The organism is Sphingomonas sp. BL-S-25, from assembly GCF_055521555.1.
Map to the genome: position 1 here is coordinate 3,310,807 of NZ_CM145486.1, position 17,662 is coordinate 3,328,468.

At 67.7% G+C, this 17,662-nt stretch carries 17 protein-coding genes; 9 read left to right on the plus strand and 8 right to left on the minus strand.

From position 1 onward, the window contains the following. Positions 1-6 precede the first annotated feature (6 nt). Both ACZ1H8_RS15990 and ACZ1H8_RS15995 read left to right on the plus strand, forming a co-directional pair. On the plus strand, positions 7-462 hold the full coding sequence (locus tag ACZ1H8_RS15990; protein ID WP_465178172.1) for a YybH family protein: 456 nt from the start codon (positions 7-9) through the stop codon (positions 460-462). Further along, complete coding sequence (locus ACZ1H8_RS15995) at positions 459-857, plus strand: hypothetical protein (protein WP_465178173.1); 399 nt, start codon at positions 459-461, stop codon at positions 855-857. The genes ACZ1H8_RS15990 and ACZ1H8_RS15995 overlap by 4 nt, the downstream gene beginning before the upstream one ends. A 19-nt stretch (positions 858-876) precedes the next feature. On the opposite strand, the gene ACZ1H8_RS16000 is transcribed toward ACZ1H8_RS15995, so the two are convergent. The 3 genes from ACZ1H8_RS16000 to ACZ1H8_RS16010 form a co-directional block, all read right to left on the minus strand. Beyond that, entirely contained in the window at positions 877-1,347 is a 471-nt protein-coding gene (locus tag ACZ1H8_RS16000; RefSeq protein ID WP_465178174.1) for a GAF domain-containing protein, read from the minus strand. 92 nt (positions 1,348-1,439) lie between these two features. Beyond that, positions 1,440-4,895: a transcription-repair coupling factor gene (gene mfd / locus ACZ1H8_RS16005; protein ID WP_465178175.1), complete on the minus strand. Its 3,456-nt coding sequence runs from the start codon at positions 4,893-4,895 to the stop codon at positions 1,440-1,442. Positions 4,896-5,011: 116 nt separating this feature from the next. Next, positions 5,012-5,278 (minus strand): FAD assembly factor SdhE, encoded by a 267-nt coding sequence (locus tag ACZ1H8_RS16010; RefSeq protein WP_110151995.1) that lies wholly within the window; start codon positions 5,276-5,278, stop codon positions 5,012-5,014. 137 nt (positions 5,279-5,415) lie between these two features. On the opposite strand from ACZ1H8_RS16010, the gene recG reads away from it, so the two are divergent. Beyond that, positions 5,416-7,479: an ATP-dependent DNA helicase RecG gene (gene recG, locus ACZ1H8_RS16015; protein WP_465178176.1), complete on the plus strand. Its 2,064-nt coding sequence runs from the start codon at positions 5,416-5,418 to the stop codon at positions 7,477-7,479. Between the two features lie 43 nt (positions 7,480-7,522). Here the strand turns inward: recG and ACZ1H8_RS16020 are convergent, their stop codons facing one another. Both ACZ1H8_RS16020 and ACZ1H8_RS16025 read right to left on the minus strand, forming a co-directional pair. After that, positions 7,523-7,906, minus strand: coding sequence for a hypothetical protein (locus ACZ1H8_RS16020; RefSeq protein WP_465178177.1), 384 nt, complete (start codon positions 7,904-7,906; stop codon positions 7,523-7,525). Then, positions 7,903-8,595 carry an EI24 domain-containing protein gene (locus tag ACZ1H8_RS16025; protein ID WP_465178178.1) on the minus strand — a complete coding sequence of 231 codons (693 nt, stop codon included), beginning with the start codon at positions 8,593-8,595 and terminating at the stop codon, positions 7,903-7,905. Before ACZ1H8_RS16025 ends, ACZ1H8_RS16020 begins: the two co-directional genes overlap by 4 nt. Positions 8,596-8,649: 54 nt before the next feature. Between ACZ1H8_RS16025 and ACZ1H8_RS16030 the strand changes: the two genes are divergently transcribed. Both ACZ1H8_RS16030 and ACZ1H8_RS16035 read left to right on the plus strand, forming a co-directional pair. Beyond that, positions 8,650-9,648 (plus strand): adenosine kinase, encoded by a 999-nt coding sequence (locus ACZ1H8_RS16030; protein ID WP_465178179.1) that lies wholly within the window; start codon positions 8,650-8,652, stop codon positions 9,646-9,648. Positions 9,649-9,789: 141 nt separating this feature from the next. Next, positions 9,790-10,806, plus strand: a complete 1,017-nt coding sequence (locus ACZ1H8_RS16035; RefSeq protein WP_465178180.1) for an alpha/beta hydrolase family protein — start codon at positions 9,790-9,792, stop codon at positions 10,804-10,806. Positions 10,807-12,000: 1,194 nt separating this feature from the next. Here ACZ1H8_RS16035 and ACZ1H8_RS16040 read toward each other — a convergent pair. From ACZ1H8_RS16040 to ACZ1H8_RS16050, 3 genes are read right to left on the minus strand one after another with little or no spacing between them, the layout of a single operon-like run. Further along, positions 12,001-12,432 carry an NUDIX hydrolase gene (locus ACZ1H8_RS16040; protein WP_465178181.1) on the minus strand — a complete coding sequence of 144 codons (432 nt, stop codon included), beginning with the start codon at positions 12,430-12,432 and terminating at the stop codon, positions 12,001-12,003. A 58-nt stretch (positions 12,433-12,490) separates the two neighbouring features. Further along, on the minus strand, positions 12,491-12,904 hold the full coding sequence (locus tag ACZ1H8_RS16045) for an NUDIX hydrolase (RefSeq protein WP_465178182.1): 414 nt from the start codon (positions 12,902-12,904) through the stop codon (positions 12,491-12,493). After that, a complete protein-coding gene (locus ACZ1H8_RS16050; protein ID WP_465178183.1) occupies positions 12,901-14,727 on the minus strand; it encodes a RiPP maturation radical SAM C-methyltransferase in 1,827 nt (608 codons plus the stop codon). The genes ACZ1H8_RS16045 and ACZ1H8_RS16050 overlap by 4 nt, the downstream gene beginning before the upstream one ends. 92 nt (positions 14,728-14,819) lie before the next feature. On the opposite strand from ACZ1H8_RS16050, the gene ACZ1H8_RS16055 reads away from it, so the two are divergent. The 4 genes from ACZ1H8_RS16055 to ACZ1H8_RS16070 all read left to right on the plus strand — a co-directional run bounded on the left by ACZ1H8_RS16055 (position 14,820) and on the right by ACZ1H8_RS16070 (position 17,594). Next, complete coding sequence (locus tag ACZ1H8_RS16055; protein ID WP_465178184.1) at positions 14,820-15,113, plus strand: PqqD family protein; 294 nt, start codon at positions 14,820-14,822, stop codon at positions 15,111-15,113. 7 nt (positions 15,114-15,120) lie between these two features. After that, the gene (locus ACZ1H8_RS16060) at positions 15,121-15,546 is read left to right on the plus strand and encodes a lasso peptide biosynthesis B2 protein (RefSeq protein ID WP_465178185.1); all 426 of its coding nucleotides are present in this window, start codon (positions 15,121-15,123) and stop codon (positions 15,544-15,546) included. Continuing rightward, on the plus strand, positions 15,543-17,369 hold the full coding sequence (locus ACZ1H8_RS16065) for an asparagine synthetase B family protein (protein ID WP_465178186.1): 1,827 nt from the start codon (positions 15,543-15,545) through the stop codon (positions 17,367-17,369). Before ACZ1H8_RS16060 ends, ACZ1H8_RS16065 begins: the two co-directional genes overlap by 4 nt. An 84-nt stretch (positions 17,370-17,453) precedes the next feature. Then, a complete protein-coding gene (locus tag ACZ1H8_RS16070; protein WP_181402239.1) occupies positions 17,454-17,594 on the plus strand; it encodes a hypothetical protein in 141 nt (46 codons plus the stop codon). Positions 17,595-17,662 lie beyond the last annotated feature (68 nt).

Genomic DNA, 17,662 nt, shown 5'->3' on the forward strand with positions numbered 1-17,662 from the left:
ATCGGAATGGCTCGCTGGCTGGTCTGGATGATTGCGCTGATGCTGGCGATGCCGGCTGCGGCACAGCAGGGTGCGCTTGGGCCTCGCGCCGCGATCGAGATCGCGATGGCGGACAGCGCGGCGGGATGGGACGCCGGCGATATCGACCGGTTCCTGGCGATCTATTCGGACGATCCGGCAACCAGCTTCACTACCGAAAAGGGAATCGCCCGCGGCAAGGCGGATGTGCGCAAGCGCTATCTGGCGAGCTATGTCGACCAGTTCGGGCCAAAGCGCGGGGCAAAGGCAAGCCGCCTGTCCTTCAGCTTCGACGACTTCCGGATGCTGGGCAGCGACCATGCGCTGCTGATCGCGCGGTGGACGCTGGTCGACGGCGCGGGCAAGAAGCTGACCGGCATGACCAGCCTCGTGTTCCGCCGCGAGGGCAGCGACTGGCGGATCGTCGCGGACCACAGCTCGTGAGCGACAAGCGCGACCTGACCGGTGTCTGGTACGGCCGCTACACCGGGACGTACGAGGACAACGGCTTCATCGCGTTGCTGAACGAGCAGGGCGGTGCGGTCGATGGCAGCGTCAGCGAGCGGGACCCCAATGGCATCGTCGACATCCGGCGGGCGTCTGTTTCAGGCACGCGCGATGGCGCGGCGGTGGGCTTCGTCAAGCAATATGACGGCAGCGGCGGCTTCGACCACGCCGTATTCTATTCGGGCATGATCGACGGCGATGGGACCGAAGTGAGCGGGCGCTGGCAGATCGACCGCTACAATAGCGGCGGCTTCGTGATGACGCGCGAAAGCTTCACCGCCGAGGAACTGGCCGAGGAGCAGGAAGCCGAACTGGACGCACCGGTCCGCTGAACGCGATCGACCCGGCGGATCAGCCGGCCGCGCCCATCTGGTTGCGCTCGACGCGGTCGAACACCGGGCTGGCGGCGCGGGCCAGATTGCCCAGCAATGCGATCGCCTCGGGATCGATCGGCCCGGCACTGGACCAATAGGCGCCCATCGCCATGCGCGGCTCGCCGACGCCGATCGGGAACATCGCCATGCTCTTCACGAAAGTCGAGCGATAGGCCTCGATCGGCACGCGATCGTCGGCGTAGATGTCGCCGATGATGATCGGGCGATTCTCGGTCATCGCGATACCGGAAATACAGCTCTCGATGGGAAAGTCGTGTCCGGTCCATAAAGGCGAGGCTGCGTCCTCGGCGACATAGGCCACGCGATTGCCGACGCGGCGCACGACGGTGATCCCGTCGGCATTGCCCATCGCGCGCGCCGACCCGCGAAGCGCCATCACCAGCGCATCGATCGAGTCGACCTGCGCCAGCTGGCCGAGCATATCCATGAGGCGGCGCCGCCGCTCCAGACTTGCCACTTCCATACCGTGTTTCCTAAACCCGCTATGGCGCCGCCGCAATCCTCACGGGTCGCACTCCGTTATCCCGCCGCCCGCGCCAGTCCGCGCGACAGCTGCAGCGCGCCGTTCAGCCGCGCCTTGGGCGTTGCCCAGGCGCGGGTAATGACCAGCTTCATGTCGGGGCGCAGCCGTGCGGTACCGTCCAGCTTGTCGACATAGGCCAGCAGCCCCTCGATATTGGGGAACTTGTCGTTGTGGAAGCTGACCAGCGCGCCCTTCGGCCCGACGTCCAGCTTGGCGATGCAGGCGGCCTTGGCGTTCAGCTTGGCCTCCATCAGCTGGATCAGATTGTCGGTCGCCTCGGGCAGCTTGCCGAACCGGTCGATCAGCTCGACCGCGAAGCTCTCGATCCCGGCCTTGTCCTCCACCTCGTTCAGGCGGCGATACAGGCCCATGCGCAGGTCGAGATCGGGGACATAATCCTCGGGGATCATGATCGGCGCATCGACGGTGATCTGCGGGCTCAGGTCGCGCGGCCGCTCGTCGCGCAGGCCGCCGGCGCGTGCGTCGAGGATCGCTTCCTCCAGCATCGACTGGTAGAGTTCGAAGCCGACTTCCTTGATGTGCCCGGACTGCTCGTCGCCCAGCATGTTGCCGGCGCCGCGAATGTCGAGATCGTGGCTGGCCAGCTGGAAGCCCGCCCCCAGCGATTCGAGATCCGACAGCACCTTCAGCCTCTTGTCGGCAGCCTCGGTCATCAGCCGCTGCGCCGGGGTGGTCATATAGGCATAGGCGCGCGTCTTGGCCCGGCCGACCCGGCCGCGCAGCTGATAGAGCTGTGCCAGGCCGAACTTGTCGGCGCGGTTGACGATCATCGTGTTGGCGCTGGGGATGTCGAGCCCGCTCTCGACGATGGTGGTCGAGACCAGCACCTCGAACTTCTTGTCGTAGAAGGCGGACATGCGCTCCTCGACCTCGGTCGGGGCCATCTGGCCGTGCGCGACGACATAGCGGACCTCGGGGACTTCCTTGCTCAGGAATTCCTCGATCTCGGGGAGGTCGGCGATGCGCGGGGTGACGAAATAGGTCTGTCCGCCGCGATAATGTTCGCGCAGCAGCGCCTCGCGCAGCACCACCGGATCCCAGGGCATGACATAGGTCCGTACCGCCAGGCGATCGACCGGCGGGGTCTGGATCACCGACAGCTCGCGCAGCCCCGACATCGCCATCTGCAGCGTGCGCGGGATCGGCGTGGCGGTCAGCGTCAGCACATGGACATCGGCCTTCAGCGCCTTCAGCCGCTCCTTGTGCGTCACGCCGAACCGCTGTTCCTCGTCGACGACGACCAGGCCCAGTCGCTTGAACTCGATGCTCTTCGACAGGACGGCATGGGTGCCGACGATCACGTCGATCTGGCCGCTTGCCAGGCCCTCCCTGGTCGCCTTCGCTTCGGCGGCGGGAACGAGGCGCGACAGGCGGCCGATCTCGATCGGGAAGCCTTCGAAGCGCGCCTTGAAATTCTGGTAATGCTGGCGCGCGAGCAGGGTGGTGGGACACACCACCGCGACCTGCATCCCCGCCATTGCCGCGACGAAGGCCGCGCGCAGCGCGACCTCGGTCTTGCCGAAGCCGACATCGCCGACCACCAGCCGGTCCATCGGCCGGCCGGCGGCGAGATCGCCGAGCACGTCGCCGATCGCGCGATCCTGATCGTCGGTTTCCTCATAGGGGAAGCGATCGACGAAGGCGGGATAGCCGCCATGATCGGGCTCGGCGACTTCGGCGGGACGCAGCGCGCGCTTGGCGGCGGTCGCGATCAGCTCGCCCGCAATCTCGCGGATCCGCTCCTTCATCCGCGACTTGCGCCGCTGCCACGCCTCTCCGCCCAGTTTGTCGAGCGACGCGCCTTCCTCGCCCGAGCCGTAGCGGCTGAGGACTTCGAGATTCTCGACCGGAACGTAGAGCTTGTCGCCGCCCGAATAGGTCAGCGCGACGCAATCGTGCGGCGCCTTCTGCACCGGGATCTGCGTCAGCCCCTCGTACCGCCCGATGCCGTGATCGACATGGACGACCAGGTCGCCGGGCGACAGCGTCGCCAGTTCCTGGAGGAAGGCGTCGGTATTCTTGCGCCGCTTCGACCGGCGGATCAGCCGATCGCCGAGCATGTCCTGTTCGGTCAGCACCGCGACGTCGGGCGCGGTGAAGCCATGGTCGAGCGGCAGCACGATCAGCGCGATGCCCTTGTCGGCAATGCCCAGCGCCTCTTGCCAGCTGTCCGCCGGCCGTGCGCCGATCAGGCCGTGATCTTCCAGCAGCCCCTTCAACCGGTCGCGCGCGCCGTTCGAATAGCTGGCGAGGACCGGCGCGCGCTTGTCCTTGCGCAGCCGGGCGAGGTGATCGACCACCGCCTCATAGACATTGGTGCCGGCGGTCCTCTCGGGCGTGAAATCGCGCGGGCCGTCGACCTGGAAATCGAGCACGGTCTTCGACTCGGGCTCGTGGAAGGCGGTGGCGGTATGGACCGCGGCGTCGGCCTGGGCGGCGGCCCACTGCGCCGGCGTGAGGTACAGCGCGTCGGGATCGAGCGGGCGATAGCTGCCCGGGTCGCTCGACTGGGCGCGCAGGCGATTGGCCTGATAATCGGCGATACCCTCAAACCGCTGTTCGGCGGCGGCGGGGACGCCCGACTCGGCGACGATCACCGCGTCGTCGGGCAGATGGTCGAACAGCGTCTCCAGCCGCTCCTCGAACAGCGGCAGCCAATGTTCCATGCCCGCCAGCCGGCGCCCGTCGCTGATCGCCTGGTACAGCGGATCGCCGGTCGCGGTGGCGCCGAACTTCTCGCGATAGCGGGTGCGGAAGCGCTTGATCGTCTCTTCGTCGAGCAGCGCCTCGCTGGCGGGCAGCAGGGTGAAGCCGTCGACCCGGCCGGTGGTGCGCTGGTCGGCGGGATCGAAGGTGCGGACGCTCTCGATCTCGTCGCCGAAAAAGTCGAGCCGCAGCGCCTGTTCGGCGCCCGAGGGGAACAGGTCGACCAGCCCGCCGCGCACCGCGAACTCGCCATGATCGTTGACCGTGTCGACCCGGATATAGCCGTTGCCGGTGAGCAGCGTCGCCAGCTTGTCGAGCGAGATGCGTTCGCCGGGCGCGAGCCGGGCGACGAGCTGGCGGATGCGGAACCGGGTGAGCGCGCGCTGCGTCGCGGCGTTGACCGTGGTGACCAGCAGCCGCGGACCCTTTGCCCTGATCTGCAGCGCCTGGAGCGCCGCCAGCCGCTCGGACATGACGCGCAGCGTCGGGCTGGCGCGGTCATAGGGCAGGCAGTCCCAGGCCGGATAGGTGACGACCTCGAGCTCGGGCGCGAAGAAGGGCGCCGTCGACGCCACGGCGCGCATCGCCGCCTCGTCCGACGCGATGAGGACGGCAGTGCCCCCGGCGCGCGCGAGATCCGCCAGCATCCAGGGCACGAACCCGGCAGGCGCACCCGCCAGGGTCAGCGGGGTGGAGGCGGAGAGGATCGTCTTCAGGTCGGGCATCTGGGTCTTTCTTCACGCCTCGATGAGGGGGGCGGATTTCGCCTTCATCTCCTCCCCAGGAGCCTGCGGCTCCGGGGGAGGGGGACCGCGATGCGCAGCATCCGGGGGAGGAAAAATCACTCCGCAATCGGCACGTAGTTCAGCGTCTTCAGCGCCTGCATGATCGCGCCCTGATATTCCGGCGGGACGGGCTGGGTGCCCATTGCCCAGGCCATGATGTCGACATCCTGTTCCTCCAGCAGCGTCTCGAACAGGTCGATCTCGGCATCGTTCCACCCGGCGTGATGCGCGTCGAAAAAGCCGCCGATCATCAGGTCGGCTTCCTTCACGCCGCGGTGCCAGGCGCGGAAGCGGAGACGTTTCAGGCGGGTTTCGCGGTCCATGGTCCTCAACGACGATTGGCCGGCGGCGCATCGGGGCGCGGTCGGCTGGGTTCACCGGTGCAGATAGGGGAACAGAAGGCGAAACGCCAGTGCAGCCGGCTTTCGCAAGGGCCCCGCTTCGCCTACCTGTCGGGACGATGCGGCCCGATCTCCTCAATCCCCTGTTTGCCGAAGTCACCTCGCTGAAGGGCATCGGTCCCCAGCTTGCCAAGCCGCTCGACCGGCTGGGCCTGGCGCGGGTGGTCGATGTCGCCTTCCACCTGCCGACCGGCTGGGTCGACCGGCTGCCGCGCGACGAGCTGATGGCGGCCGATGCCGGGCGGGTCATCGCGATCCGACTGACCCCGGTCAGCTACAAGATGGGCGGCAGTGCGCGGGCGCCGGCGCGGGTCCATGCGGTCGACGCGCACGGCAATTACGTGACCCTGGTCTATTTCGGCGGCGGATCGGGCTGGGTGAAGAAGCTGTTGCCGCTGAACGAGCCGCGCTGGGTCTCGGGCAAGCTCGAGACCTATGGCCAGGAACTGCAGATCGTCCACCCCGACCATGCCCTGCCGCCCGAAGAGGCGGAGGGGCTGGCGATGCGCGAGGCGATCTATCCCTGTTCCGAAGGGATCACCTCGCGCCGACTGGCCAATTTCGCCGAGCAGGCGATTCAGCGTGCGCCCGAACTGCCCGAATGGATCGAACCGAGCCTGAAGGCGCGGCACGACTGGCCCGACTGGCGCGCCGCGCTGGAGCGGATCCATGCGGACCCGGCCGATGCCAAGGCGCGCGAGCGACTTGCCTATGACGAGGTGTTCGCGACCCAGCTGGCCCTGCTGCTGGTCCGGGGCGAGGCCCGGGCGAAGCGCGGCCGGCCGCTGAAGGGCGACGGCCGGCTGCGCGACGCGCTCAAGCTTCCCTATGCCCCGACCGGCGCCCAGTCGCGCACGATCCGCGAGATCGAGGGCGACATGGAACAGCAACGGCCGATGCTCCGCCTGCTTCAGGGCGATGTCGGCGCGGGCAAGACTTTGGTGGCGGTGATGGCGCTGCTGATCGCGGTCGAATCGGGGGCGCAGGGCGCGCTGCTGGCGCCGACCGAGATCCTGGCGCGCCAGCATTACGAGACGCTCAGCCGGCTGCTGACGGGCATCGGCGTCAACGTCGCGATCCTGACCGGCCGCGACAAGGGCAAGGCGCGCGAGGCGACGCTGATGGGCCTTGCCGACGGGTCGATCGACATCCTGATCGGCACCCATGCGATCTTCCAGGATGCGGTCAGCTACCGCGATCTCGGCCTGGTTGTCGTCGACGAACAGCATCGCTTCGGCGTTGCCCAGCGGATGATGCTCCAGGCCAAGGCGGACCAGCCGCCGCACCTGCTGGTGATGACCGCGACGCCGATCCCGCGCACGCTGACACTGGCCAATTATGGCGAGATGGACGTCAGCCGGCTCGACGAGATGCCGCCCGGCCGCCAGCCGATCGAGACGCGCGTCATTTCCGAGGACCGGCTGGGGGAGGTGGTCGACGGGTTGGCGCGGCATTTGTCGAACGGCGGTCAGGCCTATTGGGTCTGCCCTCTGGTCGAGGAGAGCGAGAAGAGCGACATGGCCGCCGCGGAGGCGCGGGCGGAGACGCTGCGCCAGCGCTTCGGCGACCGGGTCGGGCTGGTCCATGGCCGGATGAAGGGGCCGGAAAAGGACGCGGTGATGGCGCGCTTCTCGTCGGGCGAACTCGGCGTGCTCGTCGCGACGACGGTGATCGAGGTCGGCGTCGACGTGCCCAATGCGACGCTGATCGTGATCGAGCATGCCGACCGGTTCGGCCTCGCCCAGCTCCACCAGCTGCGCGGCCGCGTCGGGCGGGGCGGGGGGCGGTCGGTCTGCGTCCTGCTGCGCGGCAATACGCTGAGTGAGACGTCGCGTGCGCGGCTGGCGCTGATGCGCGAGAGCAATGACGGCTTCCGCATCGCCGAGGAGGATCTGCGCCTGCGCGGCGCGGGCGAACTGCTCGGCACGCGCCAGTCGGGCGAGATGCAGTTCCGCCTGGCGACGCCCGAGATGATGGCGGAACTGATCGCCTCGGCGCATGGCGACGCGCGGCTTCTGATCGACCGCGACGGCGGCCTGAAGGGCGAGCGCGGCCAGGCAGCGCGGGTGGCGCTGTATCTGTTCGAACGCGACGCGGCGGTGGGGTTGCTGCGCTCGGGCTAGGCCCCCCGCCCGCAGGGAAGCGACCGCAAGCCGACCCCTGCCTCTACCGCTTCGACAAAGCCGCCACGCAGCTCGCCTGGTCGATCGGCTTGCCGTCGCGCTGGCGGGCGTCGACATGAGTGACCACGGGCTCGCCGCGGCCGCGGGGATAGAGATAGGCGTCGAGGACGCAGATCGGGCCGGCGAACTGCAGCTTGCGCCCGGTGCCTTCGGTAAAGTCGATGCTCGGCTTGCCGAGTGTCGCGATCAGCCGCGGCCCGGTCTGGCCCATCACCTTGCCTAGCCCGGCGGCCATGGCGCTGGGCGGTGGGGGCGGGGGCGGCGGACCGGGGCGGGCGACGCGGACCGGCTTGTCGGACGCGGGGACGCAGGCGGACAGTGCCGCCAGCGTCAGCACCGCGGTGAACAGGCGCAGGCTCGCTTTCATGCATTCTTCCCCAGATGATAGGCATGGGTCGCCATCGCGGCGCCCAGGATCGGTCCAATCAGGTTGAGCAACGGCACCAGCATGACGCCGGTTCCCACCGCGCCCAGCGCGAAGCGACGGGTGCGCGTGCGGCTGCGCCAGGCCGGCAGCTGGTCGTACGGCACATGGCGCGCGGCGACCATGTCGCCCAGGTCTCGCCCCAGCAGCCAGCTATTGACCAGGAAGAAGGCGATCGCGGTGCCCACCCCGGTCACCAGCAACAGGATATAGAGCGGCATGAGCAGCAGGTTGATGCCGATCAGGCGCAGGATCGACCGCACGCCCATCGCCACCGATCGGCCCAGCGGCACCGCGCGCGCGCTGGCATGGGCGGCGGGATAGTGTTTCGCTTCGACCGCCTCGACCACTTCGTCGGCGAAGATCCCGATCACCGCGATGGCGATCGCGCGAAACGCCAGCCACCAGGCGAACACCAGGATCAGCACCGCCAGCACATCGGCCAGCGCCGCGGTGACCGTGCTGGTCGCCAGCCAGCTGCCCCAGCGCTCCGCGGCCGCGTGCAGCCCCCACCACAGTCCGACCCCCAGCAGCGCGAACAGCACCAGCGTCAGCGCGATCGACTTGAGAAACACGCGGACGACCCGGGGATCGAGCAATTGTCCGAAGGAAAGGACCAGGGCGTGGATCATTGCGATTCCCTTTGCCTGTCCCTAGTGGGGCGACGCAACTGATTTGGAGCTTCCGTGAGCCAGCCCACCTATGACGTCGTCGCGATCGGCAATGCCATCGTCGACATCCTCTCCCAGGCCGATGACGAGTTCATCGTCGCCGAGGGCATGACCAAGGGCTCGATGCAGCTGGTCTTCTCGCCCGCCGACGCAGACGCGCTCTATGCCAAGATGGGCCCGGGCCGCGAAATCTCGGGCGGCTCGGCCGCCAACACCGTCGCCGGCATCGCCGCGATGGGCGGCAAGGCCGGCTTTATCGGCCAGGTCGCCGACGACCAGCTGGGCCAGGTGTTCGCGCACGACATCCGGGCGGCGGGCGTCGAGTTCGGCACCGCGGTCCGCTCGGGCGAGCCGACCACCGCGCGCTGCCTGATCTTCGTGACGCCGGACGGCCAGCGCACGATGAACACCTTCCTGGGCGCGTCGCAGTTCCTGCCGGCATCGGCGCTCGATCTCGACCTGATCCGTTCGGGCGCGATCCTGTATCTCGAAGGCTATCTGTGGGATCCCGAAGAGCCGCGCGCCGCGATGCGCAAGGCGATCGACGTCGCTCGCGAGGCGGGCCGCAAGGTCGCCTTCACCCTGTCCGACGTGTTCTGCATCTCGCGCCACGGCGACGACTTCCGCCAGCTGATCGCCCACGGGCTGATCGACATCCTCTTCGCCAACGAGAGCGAGCTGCTCGCATTGTGCGACTGCGGCGACTTCGAGGATGCGATCGCGTCGATCTCGGGCAAGGTGCCGCTGCTGGTCGTGACCCGTTCGGAACAGGGCGCGATCGCGCTAGCCGGCGGCGAGCGCTTCGCGGTTCCGGCCGAGCCGATCGAGAAGGTCGTCGACACCACCGGTGCCGGCGACCTGTTCGCCGCGGGCTTCCTCCACGGCCAGGCCAAGGGTCTCGACGTCGAGGCGTCGCTGCGCCTGGGCGCGATCTGCGCGGCCGAAATCATCCAGCATTATGGCGCCCGTCCCGAAGCGGACCTCAAGGCGCTGGTCGAACGCACGCTCGGCTGAGCGCAGGAAAGTTCTGGGCGACCAAAGGGGGGCGGGGCGAAAGCCCCGGCCCCCTTGTTTTACGGTCGTACAGGATGTGCGTGGCGATTGACGTGGGGTCAGTCGATCGGCGATCCTCGGGCAAATGGCTCGGGGAGGGTGATGATGACCGGTATGGCACTGCGGCTTCTGGCGCTCCTCTCGATCATGCTTGGCGTCCCGGTCGCGAACGCCCGCTCGCCCGACCGGGTCGCGGTCGAGGCCAGTTTCCGGTCGGAGCCCGGCGTGACCATCGCGGGCACGCTAGAATTGCCGCCGCAGCGCGGCACGTCGCGGGTGCCAGTGATGGTCGTGCTGCAGGGGCATGGTCGCTGGACCCGCGGCGGCTTCGACGGGATCCGCAACCGGCTGCTCGCCGCAGGGGTGGGCGTGCTGATCTATGACAAGCGCGGGCTCGGCCAGTCGACCGGCAGCTATGACGAGCGGCTGCCGCTGACCGAGCGCGATGCCGAGGCGGCGATCGCCTGGCTGCGCGGCCGGCCCGAGGTCGATGGCGACCGGATCATGCTGATGGGGATGAGCCACGGCGCCGCCGCCGCGCCCGAGATCGCGCTGCGCGATCCTAAGATCGCCGGGGTGGTGATGCTGTCCGGACCGGTCGGGCCGAAGGGCAAGATGTTCATCGACGGGCTGCGCGCCAGCCTGTCGCGCGGCGGCATGGCGCCCCCCGCGATCGATGCCATCGCCGGCGCGGCCGCGCAGTGGATGGACGCCCGCGCCCGTGGGGCACCGGACGCCGAGGTGGCGGCGCTGCGCGAGAAGCTGGTCGCGGCATTCGTCGGCGGCGGGTTTGCGCCCGAGCAGGCGCAGGGCGCGATCGCGGTGATCGACACGCCGCTGCTGCTGTCGATGTACCAGGCCGGCACCGGCGAGGCGCTGGCCAAGATCCGCGTCCCGATCCTGATCGTGCTCGGCTCGGACGACCCGATCCTGGCGCCCGCAGCCCACCTGATCGATGCGCAGAACCTGTTGCGGGACAATCCCGACGCGCTGGTGGTCGGTGTACCGGGCGCCGATCACGGGCTGGGCCGCCCGGACAAGGACGGCAAGACCAGCTTCATGTCGCCCGCGCTCGACGCCCTGGTCGCGCACTGGCTGATCGACCGGCTGGGCAGGTGATTCCTGCCCAGTCTCGACAGCGCGGGATCAACCCGTTGCGCCTGATCAAAGTATGGTGAAAACTCACAGGTCGGGTTGATTGAGTCGCGCAAATGGGAATGCGGGTTTCGACTTTGCGTTCAATCATCAGGTCGCGCATCCTTGTCCGAGATACGGTCACCGATCATCAACGCCAAGAAAAGTTATTAATCCAATACCGAGTAATTGTGGAGCGGAGTTACGATTTAGGCGTTTGATAAGAATCATTTATTCTATCGTAGGCATTGCCATGGCTCGGACGCGCTTGGATGTAGATGTTGTAAATGGAAGCTGTGCCGGCCAACTTGCAGGCGTTAGGCTCCGATATAATCGGCCTACTGAGCAAATGTTCTTCCACTATCCAGATGGTCGTTTCGACCATGTTCCGACAAAATTTGTGGGTACTCGCCGATGTCCCGATAGAACGGAGTATGACGAATATGTCCCCGCTCGGGCGCCCGATCCCGGCTACGATGCTGTAATCCATACCCATCAAGATCGCGCGGGGGCAGGCAGCCAGCATTTTCCGTATCCTGGAACAAGAGACGGAGTTACGCCAAAGCGGCTTGGGATCCCCAATTATGGAATATCAAGCGTTGGCGTATGGGTCGTTCGGCCAGGTCTCCAACTAGATATCGAATTGCTCGATGGAGTCTGGGGTGAGCGCTTCAACCCGGCTGCGTTCAAGATCTTGCTGAATCGCGGAGGCGGTGATGTGGCTGTGGGAATGGGGGTCATATGTCGGTGAAGAAACTCGCAATTATACTGGGGTCGGCGCTCCTGTTCTGCGGTTGCGCAGGTGCCCGACATTCACCCGCATCAACACCCTATACTGGAGATGCGCTGATCGGCTGGATCAGTTTCAGAGGTGAATTTCTGTTGTATCCTCGTAAGGAGGATATTGGCCGGACACTGGATCAGACCTGTACGAGCGGCACTTTCGCCCGGGTTGCTGACTTCCGTTCTGCAGCGCGTCGGTTTGAGGGGAAACGGGTACGGGTAATCGGAAGACTGATGAGGGCTGATGCGTACTTCAGCGACAGCACGTTGGGACAGCGGATCGAGAATTACTGTGGTTCTGACATGGTGCTAATCGCAATCAGTGTCGAACCCGCACCGCCGCAGTAATAGACGGTCCACAAGACGCTTTCGCTTCGCTCGCCTGTATCGACTGGCTTATGTTTCGCCGATCGCCGCCGCCGCGGCGCGCACCGAGGCGGTGAGCGGCTGGGGCAGGGCGTCGAGGGCGAACCAGCCCATGCCGCCGAGTGCCTGCAGCTCGAGAACCCTTGGCTCACCCTCGAACGTGTCGACGCGGTACACTGGCGACACCCAGTGGAAGCCCGCCTGACGGTCGATCAGGTCGACCACGCACAGCAGCCGGTCGGCGCGGATCGTGATGCCGAGTTCCTCGGCAATCTCGCGTTCGACCGCTTCGGGCACCGTTTCGAACGGATCGACCTTGCCGCCCGGCAGGCCCCAATGGTCCGCCTCGGGCGGGCGCAGGCGGCGGACCAGCAGCAACTGCCCGTCGCGCAGGATGGCCGCGCCGCAGCCGACGCGGGGCTGGACTTGCTCCTCGCTGCTCATGCCGCGACCGGAACCCATTTGCTGTTGGCGCGCCGGGCCATGTTGGCCGGCGGCCGCGTCACGATGCTGATCTGGCTTATGTTTCGCCGATCGCCGCCGCCGCGGCGCGCACCGAGGCGGTGAGCGGCTGGGGCAGGGCGTCGAGGGCGAACCAGCCCATGCCGCCGAGTGCCTGCGGCTCGAGAACCCTTGGCTCACCCTCAAACGTGTCGACGCGGTACACTGGCGACACCCAGTGGAAGCCCGCCTGACGGTCGATCAGGTCGACCACGCACAGCAGCCGGTCGGCGCGGATCGTGATGCCGAGTTCCTCGGCAATCTCGCGTTCGACCGCTTCGGGCACCGTTTCGAACGGATCGACCTTGCCGCCCGGCAGGCCCCAATGGTCCGCCTCGGGCGGGCGCAGGCGGCGGACCAGCAGCAACTGCCCGTCGCGCAGGATGGCCGCGCCGCAGCCCACGCGCGGCTGGACCTTCTCCTCGCTGCTCATGCCGCGACCGGAACCCAGTTGCTGTTCGTACGTCGCGCCGCATTGGCCGGCGGTCGCGTCACGATGCTGATGTGGAAGCCCTCATGCTCGACGATGAAGTCGCGTTCGAGCAGCGTGGGCAGGTGGGTCGCCCGGTCGGGATCGGCCTGGCCGACCTTCCGCGGCGTTTCGAAATAGCGCAGCGCCGCGTCCTGGTCGGGCGTCAGCGGGGTCATCCGCGCCTTGGCGATGCGGCGGGTGTCGGCGATCACCACCGGCGCGCCAGGCCCCATCGCCAGCGCCGAGACGATCGGCGGGCGCCGGGTCCAGGCCTCGGTCCAGCGGTCATAGGCATCGTGCAGCCGTTCCAGCGACTCGCCGTCGGACATGAAGGCGGTGCTGTGCTGGCCGACGAAATGATAGCCGAGCTCCATCAGCGGCGATCCGTCGGGGAACAGCGCGGCGAAGCCGTCATAGGGCTTGTACGAGCCGATGCCGAAGCCTTCGGGGTCACCGTGGTGCGGGCTGAACCGGTCGATGACGATCGGAACGCAATAGCCGGGCGGGCGGAAATGCTCGATCCGCGCGAACAGGTCGGCGAGCGGCGCATAGTCGGACACTTCCTCGCCCGGGAAGCCGTAGAGCAGGTTCCACAGGACATAGAGGTCGAGCGAGGTCGCATCGCGCAGCAGGCTGAGATTCTGAATGCCCGAAATGCCCTTGCGCATCAGCTTGAGGACATTGGTCGACAGCGATTCGATGCCCGGCTGGATCTGCACCAGCCCGGCGCGCGCCATCAGCTCGAGCTGGTCGTATTTGAGGTTCGCCTTCACCTCGTAGAACAGGCCGGGCTTCTTCTCCCAGCTGGCCAGTTCGGGCAGCACCGTCTTGAAATAGGACAGCGGCATGATGTTGTCGGTGAACGAGAGATAGGGCGGGTCGTAGCGGTCGATCAGCTCGCGGATCTCGTCCAGCATCCGGTCGGGCGCCTTGGTGCGGAAATCCATGCCGGTGCCGTTCAGGCCGCAAAAGGTGCAGTGGTTCTTCATGCCCCACCAGCAGCCGCGCGAGCTTTCCAGCGGCAGCCCCTCGGGCAAATGCGGCGGCAGCCGGCCCGCCGCCTTCTCCGCCTCCAGCGCGGTCAGGAAATCGTCGAATTCGGGCACCGGCATCTCGCCGATATTGTCGTTCGGCCCGCATTCGATCACCCGCGCCTCGGGCCGCTCGCCGGTGCGCAGATAGCGTTCGCAGAAGTCGGGGAATTCGCTGTCCGCCTCGCCGGCGAAGAAATGATCGACCCAGGGAAAGACCGAGGCATAGGCAGCGCCCATCGGCATCGCGATGTTGGCGCCGCCCATCACCACCAGCGTGTCAGGCGCGGCTTCCTTCACCCGGCGGGCGATCGCGGCACTCGCCATGACCTGTTCGAAGGTGTTGGCGATGGCGACGATCCGCGGGCGGTACACTAGCACCGCCGCCAGGAACTCGTCCATGAACGGCGCGACCTGGGGCAGGATATGGTCGACGATCTCGGCGGCCTTGCCGTGGATCGGGGGCAGGGGCGGCAGCGTGGGGACCATGTCCGCCGGCCAGGCCTGGTCGCGGAACACCCGTTCGCCGATGATCGAATCGAGATAGTAGCGCGCGACGCCCTTGTACGGTTCATAGCCGACGCGCGCCGCCAGCATGATGCTGCCGAAGACGGTACGCACGCCGATGCCGCGCTGGCGAACTGCCGCCGCCAGCAGCGCCGGGCCCAGCAGTGGAATCTTGATCTGGTCGAACGGCGGGATGACCATGCACAGGTCCAGCCGGTCGCCCGCGGTCGCCGGTTCCTGTCCCATGCCTGTATCCATCCTGCCCCTCCGCTGCGCCGGTTGCCCGACCGGTGCCGAGTTTCTATAGCTCCCTTAATCACTTGTCGAAGGGGGCATCAATGGCAGTCGAGGAAGAAACGATCCTGGCGGCGCGGATCGAAGTGCCCGAACATATCCTGTTCCAGGAAGTCACGGGCAATTCGGCGCTGCTGAATCTGAACACCGAAACCTATTATGGGCTGGACGAGATCGGCACGCGCATGTGGGAAGTGCTGGGCGAGGCGAGCAGCGTCGCGGCGGCGGCGGAGACGCTGGCCGGCGAATATGATGCCCCGGTCGAGACGATCCGCGCCGACCTGGTCGAACTGGTCGAGGACCTCGATGCCCGCGGCCTCGTGACCCTCTCCTACTGATCGCCTCATGGCCGCGCTGGTCGATGCCGCGCGCGCCACGCCGGTCGCGGTCGCGCTGGCGGGATCGGCGCTGCTGATCCGGCTGCTGGGCCTGCGCCGGGCGGCGCGCGTCGCCTGGACGCTGGCCGATCGGCTGCCGCGGGCGCGCGAGGTCAGCGTGCTACCGGTGGAACTGGCGCAGCGTCAGGCGCGGATGATCGCGCGGGTGGGCGAGACGATGCCGGCGGGCCCCCGCTGCCTGCCGCGCGCGCTGTTGTTGGCGGCCGTGCTGCGCCGCCGCCGGGTGGCGGCCGATCTGGTGCTGGGCGTGGGGGTGGCGCAGCCCTTCGATGCCCATGCCTGGGTCGAGCTGGAGGGGCGAGCGGTCAACGAGGCGCCGACGCTCACCTCCGACTATCGCCCGCTCTGGCATCTGTCCAATCTGACCGCATGACTGGCTTTACCGGCCTTGTCGCGGCGCGTGGCGCGCCGATCGACCCCGCGCTGTCGCAGAAGATGGCGGCGGCTATTGCGCGCATGGGCCCCGATCGCCGCGACAGCTGGCAGGGCGCGGGCGTGTTCCTGGCGCATGCGCTGCTGGCGACGACCGAGGAGGAAGTCGCCGACCGCCAGCCGCTCAGCTTCGACGGCGCGGTGCATCTTGTGGCGGACGCCCGCATCGACGGACGGGAGGCGCTGATCGAGGCACTGCGCGCCGCGGGGCGCGAGGCACGGCTGGACGCGCCCGACAGCCACCTGATCCTCCACGCCTGGCACGTCTGGGGCGAGGCGTGCGTCGAGCGGCTGATCGGCGACTTCGCCTTCGCGATCTCGGATACGCGCACGCGGCGGCTATTCTGCGCGCGCGACCAGTTCGGGTCGGTTCCCTTCTATTATGCCCGGGTCGGTGAGACCTTCCTGTTCGCCAATGCGGTGCCGGCTCTGCTGGCGCATCCGGGGCTCGACCGGTCGCTCAATCGTCGTGCGATCGGCGACTATCTGCTGCTCGGCTATGCGCTGGACCGTGACGAGGGCAGCTACCGCGCGATCCGTCGGCTGCCCCCCGCGCATTGCATGACGGTCGAGGAGGGCGCGATACGCCTGCGCCGTTACTGGCAACTGCCCGAGGCCGATTTTGCCGAGGCCGAACGGCTGTCACCCGACGATCTGACCGAGGGGTTCGGCGCGGTGTTCGATGCCGCCGTGCGCGACCGGCTGCGCAGCCCGCGTGTCGCCACGACCCTGTCGGGTGGCATGGATTCGACGATGATCGCCGCGGCGGCCAAGCGCGAAGGGGCGGGGCGCAGCGAGATCCATGCCTGGTCCTATGGCAGCGACTGGCTGATGCCCGATCGCGAGCGGCCGCTGGCGCAGCGCTGTGCCGAGCATCTCGGTATCCCGTTCAACCCGGTATCGGTCGAGCGCATCTATACCGACCCGCCGCGCGGCGTGTTCCGCGCGCCGCCCGAGCCGCGGATGGAGTTGCGGACCAGCTCGTTCCACCTGGTCGGCGAGGAACTGGTGGATCGCGACATCCGCGTGCTCCTGCTCGGCATGGGCGGCGACGCGATCGTCGGTGGCGGCGTGACGCACTGGGTCACGCTGGCGCGGCAGCGGCGCTATGCCCGATTGATGCGCGAGACGATCCGCTTCTGGCACCATCATCGCCGCCGCCCGCCGTTCAAGTCGGTGCTGGCGCGGCTGCGCGCCTCCGGGACACGGCCGATCGCGGGAATGATCGATCCCGGCCTGATCGCCGAGGAACACATGGAAGAGCGGTGGCGCGACCTGTGCGCCAGCCAGCTTGGCGATCCGCGCGAGGGGATGGCCAACCACCCCTTCTGGACCGAGCTGCTGGTCGCGGCGCATCCCGAATCGACCGGCCTGAAGCTGCGCGTGCGCCAGCCGATGTTCGACGTTCGGTTGATCGAGGCGGCGATGCGGGTGCCGCCGATGCCGTGGCAGTTCGACAAGGCGATTCTGCGCCGCCGCGCGCAGGGGCTGTTGCCTCCCGAGATCGTCGCGCGTCCCAAGACGGTGTTCGGCGTCAACGGCAGCTGGGAGGCGGCGCGGCGCGGGCTGGAGCCGTGGCTGGAGCCGCTGGCGCAGGCTGATGTGCTGGACGGCTATGTCGATCGGCTGCGGCTGGCCGCGATTCTGGCCTCGCTCGAGACGTTGCCGCCGCATCGTTATTCGTCGCAGGTCATGCTCCCCGCCGGCCTTGCCGCCTGGCTGGGCGCGGACCTGGGGCCGGGCGGGACAGTCTGGCGCGCTTGAGGCGCTTGATCGAGCAAGTAAAACGACTTAACGATAGTTGTTGAAGGGCAGCCCAGAGGCGAGACCGGCAACAGGGGATTGTGAATGACCAAGATTACGGCGACCAAGGCTCCGTATCGCAAGCCGGTTCTTACCGAGCATGGCACGATCCGCGGCATGACCAAGACCGCCAATTTCGGCCAGTCGGTGAACGATTCGGACGGCCCGGGCACCTATACCAGCTGAACCCGTCATCCCGCGCACGATGCGCGAATCGGCCGGCGCGGCGCCCGGAACGGGCCCCGCCGGCCGTT